This is a genomic window from Streptomyces sp. NPDC044044, assembly GCF_056434405.1.
In genome coordinates this window covers 257999-282690 of record NZ_JBWKFG010000005.1, presented here as the reverse complement: position 1 = coordinate 282690, position 24692 = coordinate 257999, and the positions used below count along the sequence as shown (strand labels likewise).

21 protein-coding genes are annotated in these 24692 nt (G+C 71.5%); 11 read left to right on the top strand and 10 right to left on the bottom strand.

Annotation, left to right across the window (positions count from 1 at the left end; genetic code table 11):
• The first annotated feature begins 61 nt into the window (after positions 1 to 61).
• On the top strand, positions 62 to 748 hold the full coding sequence (locus AC07AG_RS20890) for a pyridoxine/pyridoxamine 5'-phosphate oxidase (RefSeq protein WP_478756550.1): 687 nt from the start codon (positions 62 to 64) through the stop codon (positions 746 to 748).
• 44 nt (positions 749 to 792) lie between these two features.
• Here AC07AG_RS20890 and AC07AG_RS20885 read toward each other — a convergent pair whose 3' ends face one another.
• Entirely contained in the window at positions 793 to 1692 is a 900-nt protein-coding gene (locus AC07AG_RS20885; RefSeq protein WP_478756548.1) for a GNAT family N-acetyltransferase, read from the bottom strand.
• Between the two features lie 39 nt (positions 1693 to 1731).
• Entirely contained in the window at positions 1732 to 2193 is a 462-nt protein-coding gene (locus tag AC07AG_RS20880) for a Zn-ribbon domain-containing OB-fold protein (protein ID WP_478756547.1), read from the bottom strand.
• Between the two features lie 232 nt (positions 2194 to 2425).
• Between AC07AG_RS20880 and AC07AG_RS20875 the strand changes: the two genes are divergently transcribed.
• The 4 genes from AC07AG_RS20875 to AC07AG_RS20860 all read left to right on the top strand — a co-directional run bounded on the left by AC07AG_RS20875 (position 2426) and on the right by AC07AG_RS20860 (position 7843).
• Positions 2426 to 3601, top strand: coding sequence for a flavin-containing monooxygenase (locus AC07AG_RS20875; RefSeq protein WP_478756546.1), 1176 nt, complete (start codon positions 2426 to 2428; stop codon positions 3599 to 3601).
• A 299-nt stretch (positions 3602 to 3900) separates the two neighbouring features.
• Complete coding sequence (locus AC07AG_RS20870) at positions 3901 to 6126, top strand: acetate--CoA ligase family protein (protein WP_478756544.1); 2226 nt, start codon at positions 3901 to 3903, stop codon at positions 6124 to 6126.
• An 85-nt stretch (positions 6127 to 6211) separates the two neighbouring features.
• Positions 6212 to 7033 carry an enoyl-CoA hydratase/isomerase family protein gene (locus AC07AG_RS20865; RefSeq protein ID WP_478756542.1) on the top strand — a complete coding sequence of 274 codons (822 nt, stop codon included), beginning with the start codon at positions 6212 to 6214 and terminating at the stop codon, positions 7031 to 7033.
• A gap of 195 nt (positions 7034 to 7228) precedes the next feature.
• A complete protein-coding gene (locus AC07AG_RS20860; protein ID WP_478756541.1) occupies positions 7229 to 7843 on the top strand; it encodes a flavin reductase family protein in 615 nt (204 codons plus the stop codon).
• Between the two features lie 28 nt (positions 7844 to 7871).
• On the opposite strand, the gene AC07AG_RS20855 is transcribed toward AC07AG_RS20860, so the two are convergent.
• A complete protein-coding gene (locus AC07AG_RS20855; protein ID WP_478756539.1) occupies positions 7872 to 9242 on the bottom strand; it encodes an MFS transporter in 1371 nt (456 codons plus the stop codon).
• 16 nt (positions 9243 to 9258) lie between these two features.
• Between AC07AG_RS20855 and AC07AG_RS20850 the strand changes: the two genes are divergently transcribed.
• The gene (locus AC07AG_RS20850; RefSeq protein ID WP_478756537.1) at positions 9259 to 10296 is read left to right on the top strand and encodes a GlxA family transcriptional regulator; all 1038 of its coding nucleotides are present in this window, start codon (positions 9259 to 9261) and stop codon (positions 10294 to 10296) included.
• Positions 10297 to 10604: 308 nt separating this feature from the next.
• Here AC07AG_RS20850 and AC07AG_RS20845 read toward each other — a convergent pair whose 3' ends face one another.
• From AC07AG_RS20845 to AC07AG_RS20835, 3 genes are read right to left on the bottom strand one after another with little or no spacing between them, the layout of a single operon-like run.
• Positions 10605 to 11675 (bottom strand): Zn-dependent alcohol dehydrogenase, encoded by a 1071-nt coding sequence (locus tag AC07AG_RS20845; protein WP_478756535.1) that lies wholly within the window; start codon positions 11673 to 11675, stop codon positions 10605 to 10607.
• Positions 11672 to 12991 carry an acyl-CoA dehydrogenase family protein gene (locus tag AC07AG_RS20840; protein WP_478756534.1) on the bottom strand — a complete coding sequence of 440 codons (1320 nt, stop codon included), beginning with the start codon at positions 12989 to 12991 and terminating at the stop codon, positions 11672 to 11674. Before AC07AG_RS20840 ends, AC07AG_RS20845 begins: the two co-directional genes overlap by 4 nt.
• 11 nt (positions 12992 to 13002) lie before the next feature.
• The gene (locus AC07AG_RS20835; protein WP_478756533.1) at positions 13003 to 13914 is read right to left on the bottom strand and encodes an SDR family NAD(P)-dependent oxidoreductase; all 912 of its coding nucleotides are present in this window, start codon (positions 13912 to 13914) and stop codon (positions 13003 to 13005) included.
• A gap of 171 nt (positions 13915 to 14085) precedes the next feature.
• On the opposite strand from AC07AG_RS20835, the gene AC07AG_RS20830 reads away from it, so the two are divergent.
• A complete protein-coding gene (locus AC07AG_RS20830; protein ID WP_478757055.1) occupies positions 14086 to 15006 on the top strand; it encodes a cyclase family protein in 921 nt (306 codons plus the stop codon).
• A gap of 447 nt (positions 15007 to 15453) precedes the next feature.
• Here the strand turns inward: AC07AG_RS20830 and AC07AG_RS20825 are convergent, their stop codons facing one another.
• From AC07AG_RS20825 to AC07AG_RS20815, 3 genes are all read right to left on the bottom strand, one after another.
• Complete coding sequence (locus AC07AG_RS20825) at positions 15454 to 15990, bottom strand: ATP-binding protein (protein WP_478756532.1); 537 nt, start codon at positions 15988 to 15990, stop codon at positions 15454 to 15456.
• Positions 15991 to 16488: 498 nt separating this feature from the next.
• Positions 16489 to 17373: an acyl-CoA dehydrogenase family protein gene (locus tag AC07AG_RS20820; RefSeq protein ID WP_478756531.1), complete on the bottom strand. Its 885-nt coding sequence runs from the start codon at positions 17371 to 17373 to the stop codon at positions 16489 to 16491.
• Positions 17374 to 17381: 8 nt separating this feature from the next.
• Complete coding sequence (locus AC07AG_RS20815) at positions 17382 to 18551, bottom strand: acyl-CoA dehydrogenase family protein (protein WP_478756530.1); 1170 nt, start codon at positions 18549 to 18551, stop codon at positions 17382 to 17384.
• A 159-nt stretch (positions 18552 to 18710) separates the two neighbouring features.
• Here AC07AG_RS20815 and AC07AG_RS20810 point away from each other — a divergent pair, with 159 nt between their 5' ends.
• Entirely contained in the window at positions 18711 to 20318 is a 1608-nt protein-coding gene (locus AC07AG_RS20810; RefSeq protein WP_478756529.1) for an AMP-binding protein, read from the top strand.
• Positions 20319 to 20331: 13 nt separating this feature from the next.
• Here AC07AG_RS20810 and AC07AG_RS20805 read toward each other — a convergent pair whose 3' ends face one another.
• Positions 20332 to 20844, bottom strand: coding sequence for an EF-hand domain-containing protein (locus AC07AG_RS20805; protein WP_478756528.1), 513 nt, complete (start codon positions 20842 to 20844; stop codon positions 20332 to 20334).
• Positions 20845 to 21226: 382 nt separating this feature from the next.
• On the opposite strand from AC07AG_RS20805, the gene AC07AG_RS20800 reads away from it, so the two are divergent.
• The 3 genes from AC07AG_RS20800 to AC07AG_RS20790 all read left to right on the top strand — a co-directional run bounded on the left by AC07AG_RS20800 (position 21227) and on the right by AC07AG_RS20790 (position 24649).
• Entirely contained in the window at positions 21227 to 21589 is a 363-nt protein-coding gene (locus tag AC07AG_RS20800) for a hypothetical protein (protein WP_478756527.1), read from the top strand.
• An 85-nt stretch (positions 21590 to 21674) separates the two neighbouring features.
• The gene (locus tag AC07AG_RS20795; RefSeq protein WP_478756526.1) at positions 21675 to 22382 is read left to right on the top strand and encodes an ABC transporter ATP-binding protein; all 708 of its coding nucleotides are present in this window, start codon (positions 21675 to 21677) and stop codon (positions 22380 to 22382) included.
• A complete protein-coding gene (locus AC07AG_RS20790) occupies positions 22379 to 24649 on the top strand; it encodes an ABC transporter permease family protein (RefSeq protein ID WP_478756525.1) in 2271 nt (756 codons plus the stop codon). Before AC07AG_RS20795 ends, AC07AG_RS20790 begins: the two co-directional genes overlap by 4 nt.
• Positions 24650 to 24692: the final 43 nt, after the last annotated feature.

Below are 24692 nucleotides of genomic sequence, written 5' to 3'. Positions count from 1 at the left end.
TTCGAGCTCGGGTCCGCCCTGTGGACCACCGGGCTCGGGGCCGCTCCCGTAGATTCGCCGGATGGACGACTCCGACACCAGGCCCGATGACACCACCCACGGCCGCGCCCTCCTGCGCGCCCTCCGCGTCTGGGACACCGAACTGCCCGCCTTCGACCCGGCTGCCGCCCCCGCCGACCCGCTCGCCCTGTTCTGGCAGTGGTTCGTGGACGTGGCCGAGGCGGGCCAGGTCGAGCCGCACACGATGACCCTGGCCACGGCGGACGAGTCGGGCCGCCCCGACGTACGGACGCTGATGCTGCACGACGCGGACGCCGCGGGCTGGCACTTCGGCTCACACGCGGGCAGCGCGAAGGGCCGCCAGCTCGCGGCTCGCCCCGAGGCCGCGCTCGGGTTCTACTGGCCCGTGCAGGGCCGCCAGGTCCGGGTGCGGGGCCGGGTCACGACGGCGGGCGCCGCCGAGAGCCGCGCCGACCTCGCACGCCGTTCGCCCGGAGCACTGGCGTCGGCACTGGTCGGCAGGCAGAGCGAAGTACTCCCGTCGTACGGGGATCTGGTGGCCGCGAGCCAAGCGGCATGGGAGCACGCGCAGGCGGAGCCGGACGCCCCGGCGCCGAGCTGGACCCTGTACGTGCTCGAACCGACGGAGGTCGAGTTCTTCCAGGGCGAGGCGAGGCGCCGGCACGTGCGGCTGCGGTACCGGCGGGAGACGGACGGAAACTGGGCCAAGGAGCTGCTGTGGCCGTGAGGGCCGCATCACCGGATGCGGGGGCGGGCACGCGGAGATGAAGGTCAGCGCGTGAAGCGGTACTGCGTGAAGTCCCGCACCGGGCGGAAGCCGAGCCGCTGGTAGAGCGCGTTGCTCGTGGGATTGCCGACGTCGGTGAAGAGCAGCACCTCGTCCGCGCCCGCCGCAAGCGCTGCGCGGCTCACCGCGACGGTGGCCGCGCCCGCGTAGCCTCGCCCGCGCAGTTCGGCGGGGGTGTAGACGGGGGCGACCCTGACCTGGCCCGCGACCTTACGGGTGTTGCCCGCCATGGCGACCGGGGTGCCGTCGGGGGCCTCCCAGAGGGTGATGCCTCCGTAGGCGATGCGGGCGTCGGCCCACTCGCCCGCGTCCATCCCGCCCTTCTCCCCGATGGCCTCGTGGAACTCCCCGTGCCAGCGCACGAGCAGCCCCCGGTCGGCGTCGGTGGCGACGCGCGCGCGGCCTGCCGCAGAGGGCTCGGGCGGGGTGAGGGTGCCGAGGCGGAACAGCCGCTGCGGGAAGCTGACGGCGGCGGTGGCACCCGTCCGCCGCTGCCAGGCTGCCGAGAACGCGGCCGCGGTGGCGCTCTCGGCGCCGACCCCGGGCAGTTCAAGGCCCGCGTCGGCGAGCACCCCGGCGAGCTCGTCGGCGGCGGCATCGGCGGCGAGCGGGCTCAGTGCGAGGAAGTGCGGCGGGGTCCACAGAAAGGCACCGCTCACACCGCCGTCACCGCTATCGCCATCCACGCCGTCGCCATCGGTGCGGATTCCGAAGAGGGGATCTTCCTTCCCGTACGCGTGGAGCCCACGCGTACGCAGCGTGTCGGTGACGCTGAGCAGCGCGGTGTGCAGGGCGGGCGCCGAGTGCAGGAAGGACGCCGTGCGGGAGTGGAACTCGTCGAGGTCGGAGGTCAGTTGCCAGCCGGGACGCGGAGAGGAAGCCATGGGCCATGATCCCCCGCCGTGCGCCACAGCAGAAATGGATTACGACGCACGCCGGAACACCGGCACCGTCACGCCGAAGCCCTCCCGCGCCCCCTCTCCCTCCCCCGACTCCGCCCCCGCCTCACGGAACGCGACCTGCAGCGCCATCCCGATCCGCAGCTCGCCCTCCTCGCAGTCGACGATCTCCGTCATCATGCGCGGGCCTTCGGCGAGGTCGACGACGGCGGCGACGTACGGGACGCGGGAGCCGAAGGGCGGCAGGTCGTTCCGGTGCACCACGGACCAGGTGTAGAGCGTGGCGTGGCCGCTCGCCCGCTCCCAGCCGCCCTCCTCGCTCCAGCAGTGCGGGCAGAACTCGCGCGGGTAGTGGTGCGCCTTGCCGCAGCCGCCGCAGCGGCGGATGAGGAGATGTCCCTCGGCCGCCGCGTCCCAGTAGGGGCGGGTGAAGGCGTCGGGCTCGGGGAGGTCGTAGCGGGGGCCCGCGGGGCTCGCAGTGCTCACAGGAACAGTCCCATCGCGTCTCCGGACAGAGGATTCTGACGGTACGTCAGTTCAGCGCATGCCCGGCGCGTGCGCAAGAGACGTACGCAAGAGGCCGTACGGCGCGTGGGCCCCGCGACGTGGCGCGAAACCCACGGACGGAGGGCCCGCCGCGTACACCCGTGATCAATTCGCAACCGGTTTGGGGCTTGACCGTCCCCCATCAAGTGACCACGTGATTACTCTCAGGTTCATGGCCGACACCACTCCCCCACAAACGCCACACCAGGACCGCCCCGTGTACGTCGTCGGCGGCGGACCCGGCGGGCTCTCCGTGGCGGCCGCTCTGCGTGCGCGCGGCGTTCGCGCGGTCGTGCTCGAGAAGTCCGACCGGGTCGGCGCCTCCTGGCGCACGCACTACGACCGCCTGCGCCTGCACACGACGCGCCGCCTCTCCGCACTGCCGGGGCTCGCGATACCGCGCGCCTTCGGACGGTGGGTGTCACGTGACAACGTCCTGCGCTACCTGGAGAAGTACGCCGAGTTCCACGAACTGGAGATCGTCACCGGAGTCGAGGTCTCCCGCCTGGAGCGGTCGGCCGACGGCACCGGCTGGCTGCTGCACGCGAGCGGCGGCCGGGAGTTGACCGGCAGCGCGGTCGTGATCGCCACCGGCTACAACCACACGCCCCGGCTGCCGGACTGGCCCGGCCGCGACACGTACGCGGGCGAGCTCCTGCACGCGAGCTCCTACCGCGACCCGCGCCCCTACGAGGGCAAGGACGTCCTGGTCGTGGGCGTCGGCAACACCGGCGCCGAGATCGCCGTCGACCTCGTCGAGGGCGGCGCCGCGCGCGTCCGCCTGGCGGTGCGCACCGCGCCGCACATCGTCCGCCGCTCCACAGCGGGATGGCCCGCGCAGCGCACGGGCATCCTCTGCCGCAGGCTTCCCGTCGCGCTGGTGGACCGGCTCGCGGGCCCGATCGCCAGGGTCAGCGTCCCCGACCTGTCCGCACGAGGGCTGCCCCGCCCCGCCACGGGCCTGTACTCCCGGGTCAAGGAGGGCGCGATCCCGGTGCAGGACGTGGGGCTGATCGACGCGGTACGCAAGGGCAAGGTCGAACCGGTCGCGGCCGTGGAGTCCTTCGAGGACGGCAAGGTCGTCCTGGCCGACGGCACACTGATCGCCCCCGACGCCGTCATCGCCGCCACGGGCTACCACCGCGCCCTGGAGCCGCTCGTCGGCGACCTGGGCGTACTCGACGCGAAGGGCGCCCCCGTCGTCCGCGGAGCCCGCACCCCGAAGTCGGCCCCCGGCCTCTACTTCACCGGGTTCACGAACCCCATCAGCGGAATGCTGCGCGAGATGGCGCGGGACGCGGAGAAGATCGCGAAGGCGGTGGCGAGGACACTGAACGCGAGCCGCTGACGACCCCCGCCCCGCGAGAGCCACGGTCCCCGCGCAGCCCCCAAAGGGGCGCGGGGAACCGCGCGACCAGCCACGATGGCGCCGCAGACAGTCGACGGCACTTCGCGGGGCGACCCCGGTGGCCGGTACTGCACCCTCCGGCGCCCCCGCCCCCCGGAAGGGGAGTAGCCCCCCGGGGCACCTGGGTACTGCTAGAGGACCGCCCCAACTCTTTGTGCAGCACTGTTCCTGACACAGCGTCAGTTAAGTAATCTGACTGTGCGTCAGTTGCATTCCTTCACCCAGGAGCGGGCGGACCGATGCTTGGATCGACATACGGCACCTTCACCACCGACCCCCGCCGCGCGCGTGTCGTGGCCTGCGGCGAAGCCCCGGCACCCGCCGTCCACGGACGGGCCGCCACTACGGACGACCTGGACGTGAGCGGTCGCCCACTGCACGCCGAAGTACCGGATCTGGACCGGTTCTTCCGCCCCGAGTCCGTCGCCGTCATCGGCGCATCGGACGCCGAGGGGCGGCCGAACACCGGCATCACGCGGCAGCTCATGGACTGGGCCGAGCGAGGCGGCGCCCGGCTGCATCCGGTGCACCCCACCCGGCAGTCCGTCTTCGGCACACCCTGCTTCCCCTCCGTCGCGGACCTGCCGGAACAGGTCGATCTGGCCGTTCTCCTCGTCAGTGACCCCCTTCCCGTGATCGAGGAACTCGCCGAGTCCAAGGTGAAGTTCGCCGTCGCCTTCGCCTCCGGCTTCGCCGAGACCGGCGAGGAGGGCGCGGCCGCCCAGGCCCGCCTTGCCGCCGCCGTGGAACGCTCGGGGCTGCGGCTGCTCGGGCCGAACACCAACCTCAACGCCTTCGAGAAGTTCCGCGACGACCTCGAAGGACCGGCGATCGCCCTGATCACCCAGTCCGGCCACCAGGGCCGCCCCGTCTTCACCATGCAGGAGATCGGCGTACGCCTCTCGCACTGGGCACCCACCGGCAACGAAGCCGACCTGGAGACCTCCGACTTCATCTCCTACTTCGCCGAGCGCCCCGAGGTCGGCGCCATCGCCTGCTACGTCGAGGGCCTCAAGGACGGCCGCTCCTTCCTGCTCGCCGCCGACCGCGCCGCCCAGCGCGGCGTGCCCGTCGTCGCGGTCAAGGTCGGCCGCACCGAGACGGGCGCCCGCATGGCCGCCTCACATACCGGCAAGCTCACCGGCGCCGACACGGTCGTCGACGCGGCGATGCGGCAGTACGGCGTGATCCGCGTGGACGGGCTCGACGAACTCCAGGACACGTCCGCCCTGTTGGCGCGCGCGAGGCCGCCGCGGGCCGAGGGCGTCGTCGTCTATTCGATCTCGGGCGGCACGGGCGCGCACTTCTCGGACCTGGCGACCGAGGCGGGGCTGCCGCTGCCCGCCCTCTCGGACGCCAAGCAGGCCGAGCTGCACCAGTGGATACCGGACTATCTGAACGTCGCCAACCCCGTCGACAACGGCGGGCACCCGGTGGGCGACTGGCGCGGCCGCAAAATCATCGACGCGATCCTGGACGATCCGGAGGTGGGGGTGCTGATCTGTCCCATCACCGGCCCCTTCCCTCCGATGAGCGACAAGCTGGCTCAGGACCTGGTGGACGCGGCGGAGCAGACGGACAAGCTGGTGTGCGTGGTGTGGGGCTCGCCCGTGGGCACCGAGGAGGCCTACCGCACGACACTGCTCGGCTCCTCGCGCGTCGCCACCTTCCGCACCTTCGCCAACTGCATCACGGCGGTGCGCGCCTATCTGGACCACCACCGGTTCACGACCCGCTACCGCTCCCCCTTCGCCGATGCGCCGCGCACGGCCTCGCCCTCCTTCCGCAAGGCCCAGGCCCTGATGCGGTCCGGTCAGCAGCTGAGCGAGCACGCGGCGAAGCAGCTGCTGCGCGCGTACGGGATTCGCGTACCGCGCGAGCAGTTGGTGACCAGTGCGGCGGCTTCCGTGCGGGCGGCGGGGCTCGTCGGCTACCCGGTGGTGATGAAGGCGTCCGGGGCGCGCCTTGCCCACAAGAGCGAACTGGGCCTGGTGAAGGTCGGCCTGACCTCGGCGAGCCAGGTCCGCGACGCCTATCGGGAGCTGACCGACATCGCGCGCTACGAAGGGATCGCGCTGGACGGCGTACTCGTCTGCCAGATGGTGGAGCGGGGTGTCGAGATGGTGGTCGGGGTCACCCAGGACGAGCTGTTCGGACCGACGGTCACCGTCGGGCTCGGAGGTGTCCTTGTCGAAGTCCTCCGGGACGTGGCCGTGCGGGTGCCGCCCTTCGGGGAGGACCAGGCCCTTGCGATGCTGTCCGAGCTCCGCGGGCGGGCTCTGCTCGACGGGGTGCGAGGGGCTCCGCCGGCTGATGTGGATGCGCTGGTCGAGGTCGTGCTGCGGGTGCAGCGGATGGCTCTTGAGCTGGGGGACGAGCTGGCCGAGCTGGACATCAACCCCCTGATGGTGCTGCCCCGGGGGCAGGGGGCTGTCGCGCTGGATGCTCTTGCCGTCTGCCGGTGAGTCGGTTTCCAGGACGCCGCTGCGCGGCGCATCTCTCCCGCCCACCCGTCCGAGCACCCCGCAGCGAAATGGAGTCCGTACCCGCATGACACCCTCCCCCGAAGCCGCGACTGATCCCCTCGACTCATTGGTACTCCACACCACTGACAACGCCGTCTCGTGGATCACCCTCAACCGCCCCGAAGCCATGAACGCCGTCACCTGGGACCAGCGCGAACGCGTCATCTCACTCCTCGCCGCGGCCTCCGCGGACCCCGCCGTCCGCGCCGTCGTCATCACCGCCACCGGCAAGGGATTCTGCGCGGGCGCCGACCTGCGCGGAGCGCCGAGCACCGCCGAGCGCGTGCCCGGTGACGTGGCCCGCACGATCAGGCTCGGCGCCCAGCGCCTCATCGCCGCCGTCCTGGACTGCGAGAAGCCGGTGATCGCCGCGGTGAACGGGACCGCGGCCGGGATCGGCGCCCATCTCGCGTTCGCCTGCGATCTCGTCATCGCCGCCGAACAGGCCAAGTTCATCGAGGTGTTCGTGCGCCGCGGCCTGGTGCCCGACGGGGGCGGGGCCTATCTGCTGCCCCGGCTCATCGGGCCGCAGCGGGCCAAGGAGCTGATGTTCTTCGGGGATTCCGTCCCGGCGGCGGAGGCCGAGCGGCTCGGGCTCGTCAACCGCGTCGTACCCGCCGACGAACTGGAGAAGACGGCCCGCGCCTGGGCGGAACGCCTCGCGGCGGGACCGACCCGCTCCATCGCCATGACCAAGCAACTGGTCAACGCCGCCCTCGAATCGGACCGCGCGACGGCCTTCGCCGCCGAGGCAGCGGCGCAGGAGATCAACATGACGACGGCCGACGCGAACGAGGGCGTGGCCAGCTTCGTGGAGCGCCGTTCACCTTCGTACGAAGGCCGCTGAGCCCCCTCCAACCCGTCAGCGCCCGAAGGAGCCAGAGGGGGCCAGAGGAGCCAGAGGGGCCAAAGGCGACCCTCCCCCCCCCACTTCCCCACCTTCTCGATCACGCGGCTGAAGACATGCGGACCCGAAGAGCGCCGATGCGCCACGTCCCCGCCCTTCCAATCTGACGACCCGTCAGCTTCAATGGCTGATGTGATGGGACATGCAGGGATGGCGGCCACCGTCGTCCGATACCTCAGGTCGGTCGGCGAACCGACCACCACAGGCCCGGTCGAAGCCCTGCCGCGCCCGCAGCTGCGGGCCGTCGGCGAGGACGAGCGTGCGCCGCTCGACGCGGGCGAATTCCGGCGCGTACTGGGGAACTTCGCGACCGGCGTGACCGTGATCACGGCACCGGCGTCCGAAGGCGAGCCCGGCCCTGCCGGGTTCGCCTGCCAGTCGTTCTCCTCGCTCTCCCTCGCCCCGCCCCTCGTCTCGTTCATGGTCGCGCGTACGTCGACGACGTGGCCGCGCATCGCGCGCGCGGGCGTCTTCTGCGTCAACGTCCTCGGCGCCGATCAGGGCCCCCTCTGCCGCGGCTTCGCGGTGAGCGGCGCCGACAAGTTCGCCGGGGTGGACCACGACGCCGCGCCCGTCACCGGATCCCCGCGCCTGGCCGGGGTACCGGCCTGGATCGACTGCACGATCCAGGCCGTGCACACCGGGGGCGACCACCTGATCGTGGTCGGCAGGGTGGACGCCCTGGGCGCCACCGACGACGGCGAACCGCTCCTGTTCCACCGGGGCAAGTTCGGCGGCTTCGCCACGTGAGCGACGGGCCACGTGAGCGAGGGTCCCGCTAGCCGACTGCGGGCCGCACTGCCTCCCCGTCACCGGCCCGCCGGATGACCAGGGCCATCAGCGCAGCCGCCGCGCACAGCGCCCCCGAGGCGATCCACATCACGTCGTACGACCCGAACGCGTCCCGCACGACGCCACCGATGACGGCCACGAGCGCGGCACCCACCTGGTGCGACGCGAGCACCCAGCCGAAGACGATGGCGCTGTCCTCGCCGTACTGCTCGCGGCACAGGGCCAGGGTCGGCGGCACGGTCGCCACCCAGTCGAGGCCGTAGAAGACGATGAAGAAGATCATCGGCGGGTGCACGGTCGCGTCCAGCAGCAGCGGCAGGAAGAGCAGCGAGATGCCGCGCAGCGCGTAGTACACGGCGAGCAGCCGCCGCGCGTCGTAGCGGTCCGTGAACCAGCCGGACGCGATCGTGCCCACGACGTCGAAGACGCCGATGACGGCGAGGAGCGAGGCGGCCACCCTGACCGGCATGTGTTCGTCGTGCGCGGCGGGCACGAAGTGCGTCTGGATCAGACCGTTCGTCGAGGCACCGCAGATGGCGAAGGTCCCGGCGAGCAGCCAGAACGGCCCGGTGCGGGCGGCCTTGAACAGCACGGTGACCGCACGCCGCGCGGCGCCCGTGGCGGGCGGCGGCTTCTCCACGAACTCCTCGGAGCCGTACGGCTTCAGGCCCACGTCCGCCGGGTGGTCGCGCAGCAGCAGCCACACGAACGGGACGACGACGAGCGCCGCAAGGGCGACGGTCACCGCGGCGGGCCGCCACTTGTAGGTCTCCACCATCCAGGAGAGCACCGGCAGGAAGATCAGCTGCCCGGAGGCGGAGGCCGCGGTCAGGATGCCGGTGACGAGTCCGCGCCGCGTGGTGAACCACCGGTTGGTGACGGTGGCGGCGAAGGCCAGCGCCATCGACCCCGACCCGAGGCCGACGAGCAGCCCCCAGTACAGCAGCAGCTGCCAGGCGGACTCCATCCACACGGTGAGCCCGGACCCGAGCGCGATCACGACCAGAGCGACCGCCACCACCCTCCGGATGCCGAAGCGGTCCATCAGCGCGGCGGCGAACGGCGCGGTCAGCCCGTACAGCGCGAGGTTGATGGAGACCGCGAGGCCGATCGTGCCGCGCGACCAGTCGAACTCCTCGTGCAGCGGATCGATGAGCAGGCCCGGCAGGGACCGGAACGCCGCCGCGCCGATGATCGTCACGAAGGTGACGGCGGCGACGAACCACGCCCGGTGGATACGACGCCGCTGCCGCGGCACCTCCACGAGGGTCTCGACCGGCTGATTCACGTCTGTCTGGTTCACGACAACAGCATCCGGCCCCTGCCGCGCCCGATCGAGTGGCCCAAAGGACAGCATTAGCTAGAATCGGGCCATGGCAGCCTCCGCGAACGGCACCCCGAGGCCCGCCCGGACCACCGGGACCACTCGCCACCGAGTGGTCGTCCTGGCCCTGGACGGCGTCATCCCCTTCGAGCTCGGCATCCCGCAGCGGATCTTCGGCCGCGCGCGTACGGCCGACCACGAGCTCCTGTACGAAGTCGTCACGGCGTCCGTCCGGCCCCCGGGCCCGGTGCGCACCGACGCCGACTTCGCGATCCTCGTGGAGAACGGCCCGGAGTGCCTGGCCGAGGCCGACACGGTCGTGGTCCCGGCGTCGTACGAACTGGGTCCGGTCTACGAGGAAGGCCGCCTGACCGCCGACCTCGCGGCGGCCCTGGCCCACATCAGGCCGGGCACACGCCTGATCTCCATCTGCACGGGCGGCTACGTCCTCGCCGCCGCGGGCTACCTCGACGGCCGCACCGCGACGACGCACTGGTCGTCGGCGGAGCACTTCCAGCGTCTCTTCCCGCGGATCACGGTGGACCCGGACGTCCTGTTCATCGACGACGGGGACGTCCTCACCTCGGCGGGGGTGGCGGCGGGCCTCGACCTCTGCCTCCATGTCGTACGCGGCGACCACGGCTCGGCGGTCGCCAACGAGGTCGCCCGCCGTACGGTGGTGCCGCCGCACCGCGACGGCGGCCAGGCCCAGTACATCCAACGCCCTGTCCCGGAGCCGCAGTTGGCGACGACGACCTCGGCGCGGGCGTGGGCGCTAGGTCACCTCCACGAGCCGATCCAGCTCCGCGACATGGCGGATCAGGAATCCATGTCCGTACGCACCTTCACGCGCCGTTTCCGTGAGGAGGCGGGGGTCAGCCCCGGGCAGTGGCTGGCGCGGCAGCGGGTCGAGCGGGCCCGTCACCTTCTGGAGTCCAGCGACCTGTCCGTCGACCAGGTCGCCCGCGATGCCGGCTTCGGCACGGCCCAGTCCATGCGGGCGCACTTGCAGGCGGCGCTGGGTGTGACCCCCACGGCCTACCGCCGAACGTTTCGCGAAGGCGTGCCTGCTGGGCCTGGGCGGTGATCTCGGGGGACCCCGCATCCCCCTGACCGAACGGGCCTCTCCCACCCACCCGCCCGATCACCCCGCATCCGACCCTGGACGAACAAGCCTTTCCCGCCCACCCACCCGATTGCCCCGCAGCGATCGGCGATTCGCCGCAGTCGGGAGCGCACGGGAGGGGACGTGGCGGTATGTCCGCCCGGAGCACGGCTCGCGGCACTCCCCCGCCGCAGCAACCCCACGGCCACCGGACGACAGCGAGGACGGACATACCGGCACGGCCCCGCACCCACACACGAACCAGACCCGCCCTCGCGACGACCCCCGCCTCAGAACGTCAGCACCCCCCGCGCCACCCGCCCCGCCTCCGCATCCCCCACCGCCTTCGCGAAGTCCTCCACCGGGTACGTCTCCGTCACCAGTTCGTCCAGCAGCAGCCGCCCCTCCCGGTACAGCTCCGCGTACAGCGCGAAGTCCCGCTGCGGACGCGCCGAACCATAGCGGCAGCCCAGGATCGACTTGTCCAGGAACAGTGACGAGACCAGGAACGACGCCTCGGCGGTAGCCGGCGGTACGCCAAGAAGCACCGCCTGCCCATGCCGGTCCAGGAGGTCCACCGCCTGCCGGATCAGCTCCACCCGCCCCACACACTCGAAGACATGGTCAGCCCCCGTCGGCAACAGCTCCCGCACGCCCTCCGCCTCCGCCGACAAGAAGAAGTGCGTGGCCCCGAACTGCCGCGCCACCCCCTCCTTCTCAGGGTTCGCGTCCACCGCCACGATCCGCGTCGCCCCGCCGATCCTCGCCCCCTGCAGCACGTTCAGGCCGATCCCCCCGGTCCCGATCACCACCACGCTGTCCCCGCGATCCACCTTCGCGCGGTTCAAGGCGGCGCCGACCCCCGTCACCACCCCGCATCCGATCAACGCCGCCGACGTCAGCGGAATGTCCTCCGGGATCTTCACGGCCTGCACGGCCTTCACCACCGTGCGTTCCGCGAACGCGGAGTTCGCCGCGAACTGATGGATCGGCCTCCCGCCCCGCGAGAACGGCTGCTCCGGCATCCCGATCGCGCGCCGGCACATCGTCGGCCGCCCCCGATTGCACTCCCCGCAGGTCCCGCAGCTGGCGATGGTCGAAAGGGCCACGTGATCCCCGACCCCCACATGCGTCACCCCCGCACCGACCGCCTCCACCACCCCCGCCCCTTCATGCCCGAGCACCACCGGCGAAGGAAACGGAATGGTCCCGTCGATCACCGAGAGGTCGCTGTGGCACAGCCCCGCGGCCTTGATCCCGACCAGCACCTCCCCCGGTCCCGGATCCCGTATCTCAAGGTCGTCGACGACCTCGACCCTGCTCCCCTCGGCCCTGCTCCTGTCGAAAACGACACCCCTCATCGCGCCTCCCTCGGCAGGCCGAGCACACGCTCGGCGATGATGTTCCGCTGAATCTCGTCCGAGCCGCCGTAGATGGTGTCGGCCCGCGTGAAGAGGAAGAGCCGCTGCAGGGCGTCCAGTTCGTACGGAGCGCTCTCGCTCCAGTCCCCGGGGCCGACGGCACCCACGGCCCCGCGCACCCCCATGGCCAGCTCTCCCAGCCGCTGATGCCACCCGCCCCACAGCAGCTTGGCCACACTCGGCGCCCCCGAGCCGCCACCCGAACTACCGGAACTTCCGGTCCCACCAGTCCCACCCGAGCCACCCGAGCTGCCCGAACCACCCAACGTACGCAGTGCGTTCCACCGCATGACCCGCAACTCGGCCCACTGCCGAACCAGCCGATCCCGCAGCACGGGATCCTCGACGGCCCCACGCTCGACCGCCTCCTGGACAACGCGTCCCAGCTCCTCCGCGAACCCGATCTGCTGCACGAGCGTGGAGACCCCCCGCTCGAAACCGAGCAGCCCCATGGCCACGCGCCACCCGTTGCCGACGCCGCCCACCACGTGCGAGGCACGCGCGATCGCCCCGTCGAAGAAGACTTCGTTGAACTCGCTCGTGCCCGTCAACTGCCGTATGGGCCGCACCTCGATACGTCCGGGCTGATCCATCGGCACCAGCAGGAACGAGATCCCCCGGTGTCCGGCGGACCCCGCCTCGGTCCGCGCAAGCACAAAGCACCAGTCCGCCTCATGGGCCAGCGAGGTCCAGATCTTCTGCCCGGTGATCCGGTACGCGTCACCGTCCCGCACCGCCACCGTCCGCAGCCCCGCCAGGTCCGACCCGGCCCCGGGCTCGCTGTACCCCTGGCACCACAGCGCCTCCCCGCGGGCGATGGGCGGCAGGAACTCGTCCCGCTGCTCCTGCGTGCCGTAGGCGAGAAGCGTCGGGGCCAGCAGGTTCTCGCCGATGTGCCCATGGCGACCGGGCGCCCGCGCCCGCGCGTACTCCTCGGCCCACACGACCTGCTGGGTCAGCGTCGCCCGCCGATTCCCGTACTCCCCCGAGCCTGCACCTGCCCCCAGACCCACACCCGAGCCCGCACCCGAGTCCGAGCCCGCCCCCAGCCCCGCACCCCCCTCCCACCCGAGCCCGATCCAGCCCCCCCGCCCCAACTCCCGCTCCCAGGCCCGCCGCTCCCCCGCCCCTTCGTGCTCGCTCCCGGGCCCGCCAAGACCCACCGCACCGGCGAACACCCCCGCCAGATGCTCACCGAGCCAGGCGCGCGCCTCCGCGCGGAACTCCTCGTCCTCAGGACCGAATCCGAACTCCACCGCCCCGCCGCCTACGCGTTCGGCCGGTCTTTGGCGGCGGCGGCCTTCGCCATCGCCTCCAGCTGCGCCAGCATCGGCATCGGGTCGACCCCGACCGTCCCCGGCAGGAAGTCGGCGATCTTCTCCGGCGTCCAGCCACCCTCCACGTACCCCGCCCGCAGCTCACGCGGCTGTGCCCACACCGCGATCTTCGGCCCCGCGACCGTGTAGACCTGCCCGGTGATCTTCTCCTCCCGGGCCCGGTCGCTCAGCAGATACGTGACCAGCGCGGCCACGTCCTCCGGCTCCCCGATCTCCTTCAGCTCCATGGGTACGTTCGCGGACATCCGCGTCCGCGCGACGGGCGCGACCGCGTTCGCCGTCACCCCGTACTTGTTCAGGCCGAGGGCCGCGCTCCGCACCAGAGAGATGATCCCGCCCTTGGCCGCGCTGTAGTTGGCCTGCGCGACCGACCCCTGGTGGTTGCCGCTGGTGAAGCCGATCAGCGTGCCCGTCCCCTGCTTCCGCATGACCGCCGATGCGGCCCGGAAGACGGTGAACGTGCCCTTGAGGTGCGTGGCGACCACCGGGTCCCACTCCTGCTCGGACATGTTGAAGAGCATCCGCTCGCGCAGGATCCCGGCGACGCACACGACACCGTCGATGCGCCCGTACTCGGCGAGCGCGACGTCCACGATCCGCTGCCCGCCCGCCATGGTCGAGATGTCGTCCGCCACGGCCACGGCATCGCCGCCCGCGGCCTGGATCTCCTTGACCACGCCGTCAGCTATCTCGCTGGTCGGTTCAGCACCCTCCATGGAGACGCCGTAGTCGTTCACGATGACCTTCGCGCCCTCGGCTGCGGCGGCCAGCGCGACCGCCCTGCCGATGCCACGCCCGGCACCGGTCACGGCAACCACCTTGCCTGCCAAGAAGTTCCCCACGTCCGGCCCCTTCCCGCGGTTTCTGACGGACCGTTAGATTCTATGACCCGTCAGACACCAGAAGACAAGCCCCGGGGAGGACCCATGTCAGACTCGGCATCCGCGGAAGCCGCGCCCACCGGCACGGCATCCACAGACACTGCATCCACAGACACCACCACCCCCTCCGCGCTGCCACCCGAGTTCCACGACATCGCCAAACGCGTGAACAACTGGGGCCGTTGGGGGACGGACGACGAGATCGGCACGCTCAACCTCATCACCGACGAGGTCGTACGCGAGGCCGCCGCCGGCATCCGCACCGGCCGCCGCATCCCGCTCGCCCTGCCCCTCAAGGAGGACGGCGTCCAGACGGGCCTGATACCCGGCAGGATCAACCCCCTCCACACGATGGTGCAGATCAACCAGGAGCTCTTCGGCCCCGGCACGGTCGCCACCAGCGACGACGCCGTCACGATGGGCCTGCAGACGGCCACCCACTGGGACGCGCTGACCCACGCCGCACACTCGGGGAAGATCTACAACGGCCGCCCCGCGGACACCATCACCGCCCACACCGGCGCCCGGTTCAGCGGCATCGACAAGGTGCCACACCTCGTCTCGCGCGGCGTCCTGCTCGACGTCGCCCGCGCCAAGGGAGTCGACCGGCTGCCCGGCGACCACGCGGTCACCCCCGAAGACCTCGCGGAGGCCGAGGAGTTCGCGGGGCTCACCGTCCGCGCAGGCGACATCGTCCTCGTACGCACCGGACAGATCCGGACCTACCTGGCGGGCGACAAGCACGCGTACGGCTATCCGTCCCCCGGCCTCTCGATCCGCACCCCGGAGTGGTTCCACGCCCGCGATGTCGCGGCGGTCGCCAACGACACCCTGACCTTCGAGATCTTCCCGCCCGAGATCGAGAACCTCTGGCTGCCCGTGCACGCGCTCGACCTGGTCGAGATGGGGATGCTGCAGGGCCAGAACTGGAATCTGGAAAAGTTGTCCACAGCCTGTGCAGAAGTTTCCCGCTACAGCTTCCTGCTCTCCGCGATGCCCGAGCCGTTCATCGGCGGCACGGGAACACCCGTCGCCCCGGTCGCGATCCTGTGAGTCCCGCCCCACGCGCCCCGCGCGCCCTGTGAGCCTTGGGATGGCGGCGCCCCGGCTCCCGCCCCGAGCGCGTTGCCGCACGCGCCGCCATCCGGCTCCGGCGCGCAAGTCCTGCCTCCCACGGCCACGAAGGGACCGGCGCCGACTGGCGACCCACATCTCGTCGAGGACCGGGCCACGGGCCGCAGGCCACTGACCACCGTCCCTCGACGTCCCCTCGCGGCGAATCGCTGCACACAAGCGTGATCAATCGGACACGGTACGTCAACACCCGTCCGGTGATTAATGAATTATGCCGCTTTTGTTCCGGCCGCGCACGGCCGCGCATCGTGGCATGTGACGGCGCATACGGGCGCCCACTGCGGACACGTGACGCTCAGACCATTTCGCAGACCGTTTCGCAGACCGTTCGTAGGCCGTTCGCAGGTCGTTCCGCAGACCGCTTCGTCAGACCGCTTCGTACGCGACGTCTTCGTACGTCGTCCCCTCGAACGCGACCGCCGAGACCCCCGGCTCGCACCGGTCCACCTCGCACCAGATGCTCTTGCCCGTGCCTTCGGTCTGCCAGCCCCAGCGGTCGGCGAGGCCGTCGACGAGTTCGAGGCCCCGGCCGTTGGTCGCGTCACCGTCCGCGTGCCGCTGCTTGGGCGGACGCGCGCTGGCATCGGCGACCTCGACACGGACCGTCCCGGGACCCGCTCCCGCAGCTCCCGCAGCACCTGAGGCGCCCGAGGCGCCCGAGGCACCCGCGGCCTTCCCGGCGGCATCGGGGGCGTCCGGCAGCCGCATGCGCAGAACGGCCGGACAGCCCGTGTGCACCACCGCGTTGGTGACCAGCTCCGAGATCAACAGGATCAGCGTCTCGGCCAGCGGCTCATCGACCTCTATCCCGGAACAGGCGAGCCGCGAACGCGCCCACCTTCGGGCCCGCCCCACTTCTGCGGGGTCAGGCCTGACCTCCAGTTGAACTTGAAGCACCTGCACCGCTCACACCATCCGAACCGGCGGACACATCGCCTCGCGACTCCACAGGGTCACGGAACGTGATCCCCTTGAGAGACAGCATGGTTGACGTTCAGTCACCCCAACAAGCGCTTCAGGCATATTCCAGCGCGAAGGAGTACGCGTGCGGCATACTGTGCGACGCGCGCTGCGGGGGGTCGAACAGGCGGGCATACAGCCCCCTCCTGCACTGCGAACGGCACGCATTGCCGGGCCCGGCGCCGCCTCAGGGGCAGCACCGGCATGGCTCGACCTCAGAACCACTCGCATCTCACACAAGGTACCGGAGCGGAAGCCCGACTCCATGCCGTGACGAGTCACGCCTAGGACACAACCCGGTATCGACGCTCAGTAGCCTCCCCCCACTTCGGGGACCCGGCAAGTCGATCACTCTCCGCACATCCGCCCCAGGGCAATTCCGCCGTCCCACGGACCCCACAGGCCCCAAGGTCTCCACGGCCCCCGTCGACCCCCACGGGCTCACAGCGCCGCAGCCAGCTCCTCCTCCGCGCGAGCCGCCGACCGCCCGAGGCCGGCCCGTACCCAGGCCCGCTTCAGATGCAGGTGCACATCGGCTTCCCAGGTGAACCCCATCCCGCCGTGCACCTGCAGGCAGTCCCGCGCGCCCCGCACCGCCGCCTCGTCGGCGAGCAGCTTGGCCCCCACGATCTCCGCCCCGTCGCCGGTGACGGACGCGGCGTACACGGCGGCGCGGGCGACCTCGGTGCGCACGAGCATCTGCGCGCAGAGGTGCTTGACGGCCTGGAAGGCCCCGATGGCCTGCCCGAATTGCGTACGTTCACGGGCATAGCGGACGGCCATCTCGCAGGTCTTCCCGGCGCTGCCGAGCTGCTCCGCCGCGATCAGGAGGTCACCCTCCGCGTCCGCCGCCCCGCCCGCACCCACCTCACCGCCGTCGCCGGGCACCCGGTGGAGCGGCGTCAGTGGATCGACGGACCGCAGCGGAACAGCCCCGGACACATCCCCCCGGACCACGTCCGCCGCGTCGAGCCAGGGAACGAGCCCGCCGGAGAGGGCGGTCACCACGGTCGTCCCCTGCGCCGCGCCCGCGACATCCCCGGCCGCGAGGAACGTCGCCACCAGCGGCCCGGGAAGCAGCGCACGCCCCGCCTCCTCGAAGGCCAACACGGCCTCCGGAAGCCCCAGTCCGACCCCGCCGTCCGACTCCGGCATCCGCAGCGAGAAGAACCCGGCGTCCCCGAGCTCCCGCCACAGGGTCCGGTCCAGCGAAGGGGTCCCGGAGTCCGCCGCGCCCCGCAGTGCGGCTCCGCCGAACCGCCCTTCCAGGATCTCCCGCACTCCGTCCCGCAACGCCCGCTGGTCATCGGTCAGTTGGAAGTCCATGCGCCCCCTCACCGCCCCTTCGGGAGGCCGAGTATCCGCTCGGCCACGATGTTCTGCTGGATCTGCGAGGTCCCTGCGGCGATCGTGTACGAGAGCGAGGAGAGCCGGTCCAGGGTCCACTCGTGGCCCAGGTCGAGGGCGCCCGCAGGCCCGAGGACCTCGCCCGCGGCCTCGTACAGCTCCTGACGGGCGTGCGAGTACCGCAGCTTGAAGACGGACCCGCCGACCCCCGGCACCCCGCTCCCCGCCCGCTGCGACTCGCTGACGTTCCACTGCGTGAGCCGCCACAGCGCCCCGAACTCGGCGCTCAGCCTGCCGAGCCTGCGCCGCAGCACCGCGTCGTCCCAGCGCCCGTTCTTGCGGGCCTCGCGCGCGAGCTCGCCCAGGACCCGCCGGCAGGCGACGACCTCCCCCACGAAGGCCGTCCCCCGCTCGTACGACAGTGTCACCATCGTCACGCGCCAGCCGTCGTTCTCCGCGCCGACGCGGTTGGCGACCGGTACCCGCACCTCGTCGAGGAACACCTCGGCGAACTCGGTCGATCCCGCGAGCGTGCGCAGCGGACGGACCGTGATGCCGGGGGCGTCCATCGGCATCGCGAGCCACGAGATGCCGCGGTGCTTGGGCACGTCCTGGCTCACCGGGGTCGTCCGCACGAGCAGCTCGCACCAGTCGGCGACCTCGGCGTGCGAGGTCCAGATCTTGGAGCCGCTCACCACGTAGTCGTCGCCGTCGCGCCACGCGCGCGTGCGCAGCGACGCGAGGTCGGAGCCCGCGTCGGGCTCGCTGAACCCCTGGCACCACACCTCGTCGCCGCGCAGGACCGGCGGCAGCCACCGGGCGCGCTGCTCGGGCGTCCCCTCGGACGCGATGGTCGGCCCCGCGTGCAGGAGTCCGACGAAGTTCGCCCCCACGTAGGGCGCGCCCGCCTTCTCCGTCTCCTCCAGGAAGATGAGGTGCTGGGTGGGGGTGGCTCCGCGCCCGCCCGCGTCGACGGGCCAGTGCAGCCCCGCGTACCCGGCGTCGTACAGCCTGCGCTGCCACCCCATGTCGTACGTGCGGCGCCCCGGCCAGTCCAACGGGTCGGGCCGGGGCGGCAGTTGGGGAAGGGTCCGGGCCAGCCACTCCCGCAGGCCCGCCCGGAAGGATTCCTCCTCCTCCGTGTACGTGAGGTCCACGTCAGTCTCCTCCGGTCATCTCTCCGGCCCTTCCGAGATACCTGATGGTCCGTCAGATGGCAGGCTATCCCCGCACCTCTGGACCGACAAGGCGGTGAGGCTTACGCTCTCCGCACGATCTGACTCACCGTCAGTTCAGGGCCTTCCAGAGGGGATCGCATGAGGACCTCGGAGAACGAGACCGCGTACGAACTGGGAGCGTCCCGCACCCTCTGGGAGCTCATCGAGCGCCGCGCCGCGCTCACCCCCGACACGCCCGTCCTCATCCAGGCCGCCGCCGATCCGGCCGACGACCGGACGCTGACCTTCGGCGAACTGCGCGACCGCTGCGAGCGCGTGGCCGCGGGCCTGTACGGGATGGGGGTGCGCCCCGGCACGGTCGTGGCCTGGCAGCTGCCCACCCGCATCGAGACCGCCCTGCTCTCCTTCGCGCTCGCCCGCATCGGCGCGGTCCAGTCACCGGTCATCCCCTTCTACCGCGACCGCGAAGTCGGCTTCGCGCTGCGGGAGTCGAAGGCGGAGTTCTTCGCCGTGCCCGGGGTGTGGCGCGGCTTCGACCACGCGGAGATGGCGGGGCGGCTCGGCGCGCGCGGCGTCTTCGAGGCGTACGCGTACGACGAGCTGCCGGACGGCGACCCTTCCGTGCTGCCCGCGCCGCCCTCCGACGGCACGTCCGTGCGCTGGATCTACTGGACGTCGGGCACGACGTCCGACCCCAAGGGCGTGCTGCACACCGACCGTTCACTGATCGCGGGCGGCTCCTGCCTCGCGCACGCGCTGCACCTCTCGGCGGACGACATCGGCTCGATGGCGTTCCCCTTCGCGCACATAGCGGGCCCCGACTACACGGTGATGCTGCTCCTGTACGGCTTCCCCGCGGTGATGTTCGAGCAGTTCGCGCTGCCGGACGCGCTGGAGGGCTACCGGCGGCACGGCGTGACGGTGGCGGGCGGGTCGACCGCGTTCTACTCGATGTTCCTCACCGAGCAGCGCAAGCTGGCGCCGGGCGAGAAGGTCATCCCCACCCTGCGCCTCCTCGCGGGCGGCGGGGCGCCGAAGCCGCCGGAGATCTATCACGCGGTCGTACGAGAGATGGGCTGCCAGCTCACCCACGGCTACGGCATGACCGAGGTGCCGATGATCACCATGGGCGCGCCGGACGACACCGCCGAGAACCTGGCGACGACGGAGGGGCTGCCACCACAAGGGATGGAGATCCGGATCACGGACGCCGAGGGCAAGGAGGTGCCCGCCGGTGTCGACGGCGAGGTGCGGCTGCGCGGGGAGGCGGTCTGCCAGGGGTACTTGACTCGTTCTGCCGGGGGTACACCCCCAGGCCCGCACGAGCAGAGTGCGGAGGTCTTCGACGCGGACGGCTTCCTGATCACGGGGGACCTGGGGCACGTACGGACGACGGGCCATCTGGTCCTGACCGGCCGGGCCAAGGACATCATCATCCGCAAGGGCGAGAACATCTCCGCGAAGGAGATCGAGGACCTGCTCCACCGGCATCCGGCCGTGGGGGACGCGGCGGTGATCGGCCTGCCCGACCCCGAACGGGGCGAACGGGTCTGCGCGGTGATCGAGCAGCGGCCGGGGTCCCACGACGCCCTGACGCTCACGTCCATGACCGCGTATCTGCGCGGGGAAGGACTCTCCACCCACAAGCTGCCGGAGCAACTGGAGCTGGTGGAGGCCCTCCCCCGCAACGAGACGCTGCGCAAGGTGCTCAAGTACAAGCTGCGGGAGCGTTTCACGCAGGGCTAGCCCGCGGACGTCCTCACTCGGGAACGGTGAAGTACGCCGCGAACGCCGCGACGATCTCCTCCTCCGTGACCCGCCCGTCCCCGTCGGTGTCGAGCGAGCCGCCCGCGGCGCTCGCGATGTCCGCGGGGACGCCGAGGGCCCTGAGCAGGCGCTCGACCTCCTGAGGGCTGACCGCACCGTCGCCGTCGCTGTCCGCGACGGAGATCGCGGCGTCCAGGAACGGCCGCGCGATCTCGGCGAACCGGGCCGGGTTGTCCCGCAGCCGCTTCACCGCGCCGCCCACGAACTCCGGCTTGGTGATCCGCTGGTCGCCGTCACGGTCGGCGATCCCGGCCATGCCCTGCCAGAAGGCCTCGGCCCCGATATAGAGGGCCTGCCCCTTCTCGGAGCGTGCCGTGGCGCCGAACTCGGTGAGCAGGGCGGCGGCCGCCGTGCTGAAGTCCTCACGGGAGATGTAGCCGTTGCCATCCTGATCGAAGGTGACGAAACGGGCCGCGATCTTACGCTCGTACTCGGCACTGTCCATGGTGTTCGGGCCGCCTCACTTCTGCGGTTGGGTGCGTGTGCACAGGGGGTTCCCTGGGTGTCTCTGGCAGCGAGCGTACGTGTTCGGCGACCGCCCGGAGGCGGGAAGCCGACGCTTGTGCCAAGACCGGAACAAGAGAGGTTGTACCAGGAGCCGATCCTTGGTGATCTTTTGGGTCTCCCTTGACCTCTCCTCACCCACCGTCGATGTCTGCGCTTTCACGCCACTGCGCTCCGTGATCCAAACCTCCGGAGTGTCATGATCAGGTCAAAGATCATTTACGTACGCGCAAAGCGAACACACAGTGAGCCGCGCCCGACAGTCCGTGCGCGCGAAATCTCAACTGGTCGTGTCGTACGGGGGTGTTACGTTCCTGCATCCCTTGATCAAACAAGGGGCGACCGCCTCGTGGCACAAGATCCCGACGCTGTCGAGCAGCGGCGTCAAGTTCAAGAACGGCTACTACAAGTTCGAGGCGCCCGGCGCCAACCACGGTGCCTTCCACTGGAAGGGCGACCTGCAGGACACTTCGGCCGGTGACGGCCACAACGTCTACGTGCAGGTGAAGGTCGAGGGATACGACTGGAACCGGTTCAACGGCAAGCAGAAGAAGACCGTCCACAAGGACAAGCTCGTGTACGACGGCGCCGCCCGCTACACCAGCGACGCCTGGATACGCGCCTGCCGTGACCGGGGCTCCTTCCACCCGGACAACTGCTCGGTGACCAAACACTACAAGCGGTAGTCACCACCGGCACGAAGCGGCAGCCCTGACCAGCTGCCACGCATGCACGCCGGGCCCGGGCCCCCGCCCCGGGCCCTTCGCCTTCTTGGGGGAAGCGATCAGTACGCCGATCAGTACGTCAGAAGTCCTCAGCGCCACGGGAGTCGACCTCTCCTACGGCTCCACTCCCGCCGTCCGCGACGCCCATCTGACCCTGGCGCGCGGCGAGGTCGCTGCGATCACCGGGGCCAGCGGCTCCGGGAAGTCCTCGCTCCTGTACTGCCTCGCCGGTGTGCTGCCGGCCGCGCGCGGCGAGGTGCGGTTCGAGAGGCAGGCGTACGGCGAGCTCGACGACGAGGGCATCAGCGCCCTGCGCCGCGAGCGCTTCGGCTTCGTCTTCCAGTACGGCGAGCTGCTCCCCGAGCTGACCATCGAGGAGAACACCGCACTGCCGCTGCGCCTCGCCGGACAGCGCAAGCGCCCCGCACTCAAGACCGCGGCCGAGGTCCTCGACCGGCTCGGGATCGCCGACCTGCGCGAGCGGCGGCCCTCGCAGGTGTCCGGCGGGCAGAGCCAGCGCGTCGCCGTGGCGCGGGCCTTGGTGCACCGGCCCGCCGTCGTCTTCGCCGACGAGCCGACCGGGTCCCTGGACAGCGCCAACGCCGCCACCGTCCTCAAGGAGTTCCTCGGCCTCGCCCGCTCGCAGGGCACCGCCGTCCTCCTGGTCACGCACGACGCGAACGTGGCCGCCCAGGCCGACCGCAACTACACGATGGCCGACGGTGTCCTCACCGCGAAGGGCGCGTCCGCATGAGCGAGTTCCTGCTCGGCCTGCGGCTCCTCTTCGGCTCCGGGCGCGGCACCCGCGTACGTTTCCTCCTGATGACCCTCGGCGGCTCCCTCGGGGTGTGCTGCCTCGCGCTCGTCCTGACGATCCCCTCGATCCTGGGCGCCCACGACGGCAGGGCCGCCGACCGCGACCCTCAGGTCCACGTCGGCAAGAGGTCCGGGCAGCCCACCCTCGTCCTGGAGCGCTCCGACCCGCACGGCTCGAAGCCGTTCAGCCGCGTCTTCGTCGCCCGGGGCAAGGACGCCGACAGCGTGCAGCCCCCGCCCGGTCTGGGCGAACTGCCCGCTCCCGGCGAGGTGTTCGTCTCCCCCGCGCTGCACGACCAGCTCCGCCGCGAGCCCGGCCTCAAAGGGCTGCTCCCCGGCGACGAGAAGGGCCTGATCGGCCCCTCGGGCCTGACCGACCCGAACGAGCTGTACGCCTACGTGGGCGCCACCCGGGACCAACTCAGCCACGACGCCCGCGCGTTGAAGAGCTTCGGCTCCGAGCACCCGCCCACCACCGCCGTCGAGAAGTCCACCCTCGACATCCTGCGCTTCACCCTCGCCGCCCTCGTACTGCTGCCGCTCGGCGTCTTCCTCTCGGTCTGCGCCAAGCTCTCCGCCGCCAGCCGCAACCGGCGCCTCGCGGCCCTGCGCCTGCTGGGCCTGAGCGCCAAGGGCACGCAGCGCGTGAACGCCGCGGAGACCGTCGTCGCCGCCTTCCTGGGGGCGCTGCTCGGCCTCGCCGAGTTCTGGCTCCTGAACCAGATCATGGCCAGGACCGGGCTTCCCGGCCTCAAGTGGTACCCGGCGGACGGAGCGCTCTCCGCGTCCACGATCGCCGTCTGCCTGATCGGCTGCACCGCGCTCTCCTGGTTCGTGGGCCGGGCCAGCGCCCGCGCCGCGGCCACCAACCCGCTGAGCACCCGGCGCACCGCGGCCCCGCGCGCGCCCCGCGTCTGGGGCGGCCTGCTGCTCGTCACCGGGCTCGGCATCGTCATCGGCTACTGCGCGACCGGCCTCACCGACAACCCCGCGCAGAGCACCGGCATCAACTCCCTCCTGGTGCCCGGCGGGGTGCTGCTCACCGGGCTCGGCCTGGTGACGGTCATGCCGCTGCTCTCGTACGGCATCGCAAGGCGCCTGGCACGCTCCGGGCATCTGGCCCTGAGCCTGGCCATGCGGCGCAACGAGGTCGAGCCGGGCAGCGCGATGCGTGTCGTCACGGGACTCGTGCTCCTCGTGTTCTCGGCGTCGCTCGCGCAGGGCGTGCTGGTGGAGGAGCAGCAGATCACCCGGTCCGACTCGCCCGTGCAGGAGTACGGCCTGCGGCTCTCGCAGCTGAGCGCGGACCAGCAGGGGAAGCTGCGGGACATTCCCGGGGTGCGGGCGGACGCGATCGTGATGGACCCGCACACCGACCCCACCAAGGAAGGCGGCGACTGGCAGGCCCCCGCCCTGGTCGCCACCTGCGCCCAGCTCGCCCGTCTCGTCGAGCACTCGGCGGGCTGCGAGGAGGGCAAGGTCCTGCGGCTCCAGGACCCGAACGTGTCCGAGTCGCCCCTCAAGACCTCGACGTACGTGATGAAGCAGGGCGACAAGCGCACCTCACTGAAGGTCGATGTGCCCGACGCCGCCGTCCTGTTCGACGGGTACGACGTCACCAACCTGCCGAGCCCCGGCCTCCTCGTGCCGCCATCCGAGCTCCCCGCGCACGCCGTGCCCACCGCGGCCACGCTCGTCCTGGTGAGCAGCTCGGATCCCGGCACCGTGCGCGACGTCCTCGACCGCATCGGCGCCGTCGCGCCCACCGCGGAGGTCGACCCCGCGGGCATCAACATCGACGGCCTCCAGCAGATCACCGTCATCGAGACGCTGCTCGCGCTCGGCATGGTGATGGGCCTGGTCATCGGCGTCGCGGCGTTCCTCGTCTCCGTCACCGACCGCGCCGTGGAGCGCCGCCCCCAGGTCACCGCGCTCTCCTTGATCGGCGCGCGGGCCCGCACCCTGCGCCTCGTGCAGTGCACGCAGGTGGTGCTTCCGCTGGCCGTGGGCCTGGTGCTCGCGCTCGTCGCGGGGAAGCTCGCGGAGACCGCCTATCTGGTCACCGGCGGCGGCGAGATCTTCTGGGACGGGGCCGGGGTGCCGCTGCTGGTGGCGGCCATGGCCGGGGTGCTGGTCCTCGCGGTCCTGGGGACGCTGCCGCTGGTGGGGCGGCGCATCGACCCGGAGCTGATCCGGCGGGACTGAGCCGTGGGGTGCGTCACGGGGTGGTGCTTGTCGGGGTGGTGCT

Bases quoted from the DNA above. Each gene is read 5' to 3' on its own strand.
- AC07AG_RS20890 (WP_478756550.1), top strand. From the start codon at position 62: ATGGACGACTCCGACACCAGGCCCGATGACACCACCCACGGCCGCGCC.
- AC07AG_RS20885 (WP_478756548.1), bottom strand. From the start codon at position 1,692: ATGGCTTCCTCTCCGCGTCCCGGCTGGCAACTGACCTCCGACCTCGAC.
- AC07AG_RS20875 (WP_478756546.1), top strand. From the start codon at position 2,426: ATGGCCGACACCACTCCCCCACAAACGCCACACCAGGACCGCCCCGTG.
- AC07AG_RS20870 (WP_478756544.1), top strand. From the start codon at position 3,901: ATGCTTGGATCGACATACGGCACCTTCACCACCGACCCCCGCCGCGCG.
- AC07AG_RS20865 (WP_478756542.1), top strand. From the start codon at position 6,212: ATGACACCCTCCCCCGAAGCCGCGACTGATCCCCTCGACTCATTGGTA.
- AC07AG_RS20860 (WP_478756541.1), top strand. From the start codon at position 7,229: ATGGGACATGCAGGGATGGCGGCCACCGTCGTCCGATACCTCAGGTCG.
- AC07AG_RS20855 (WP_478756539.1), bottom strand. From the start codon at position 9,242: ATGCTGTCCTTTGGGCCACTCGATCGGGCGCGGCAGGGGCCGGATGCT.
- AC07AG_RS20850 (WP_478756537.1), top strand. From the start codon at position 9,259: ATGGCAGCCTCCGCGAACGGCACCCCGAGGCCCGCCCGGACCACCGGG.
- AC07AG_RS20845 (WP_478756535.1), bottom strand. From the start codon at position 11,675: ATGAGGGGTGTCGTTTTCGACAGGAGCAGGGCCGAGGGGAGCAGGGTC.
- AC07AG_RS20820 (WP_478756531.1), bottom strand. From the start codon at position 17,373: ATGGACTTCCAACTGACCGATGACCAGCGGGCGTTGCGGGACGGAGTG.
- AC07AG_RS20810 (WP_478756529.1), top strand. From the start codon at position 18,711: ATGAGGACCTCGGAGAACGAGACCGCGTACGAACTGGGAGCGTCCCGC.
- AC07AG_RS20805 (WP_478756528.1), bottom strand. From the start codon at position 20,844: ATGGACAGTGCCGAGTACGAGCGTAAGATCGCGGCCCGTTTCGTCACC.
- AC07AG_RS20790 (WP_478756525.1), top strand. From the start codon at position 22,379: ATGAGCGAGTTCCTGCTCGGCCTGCGGCTCCTCTTCGGCTCCGGGCGC.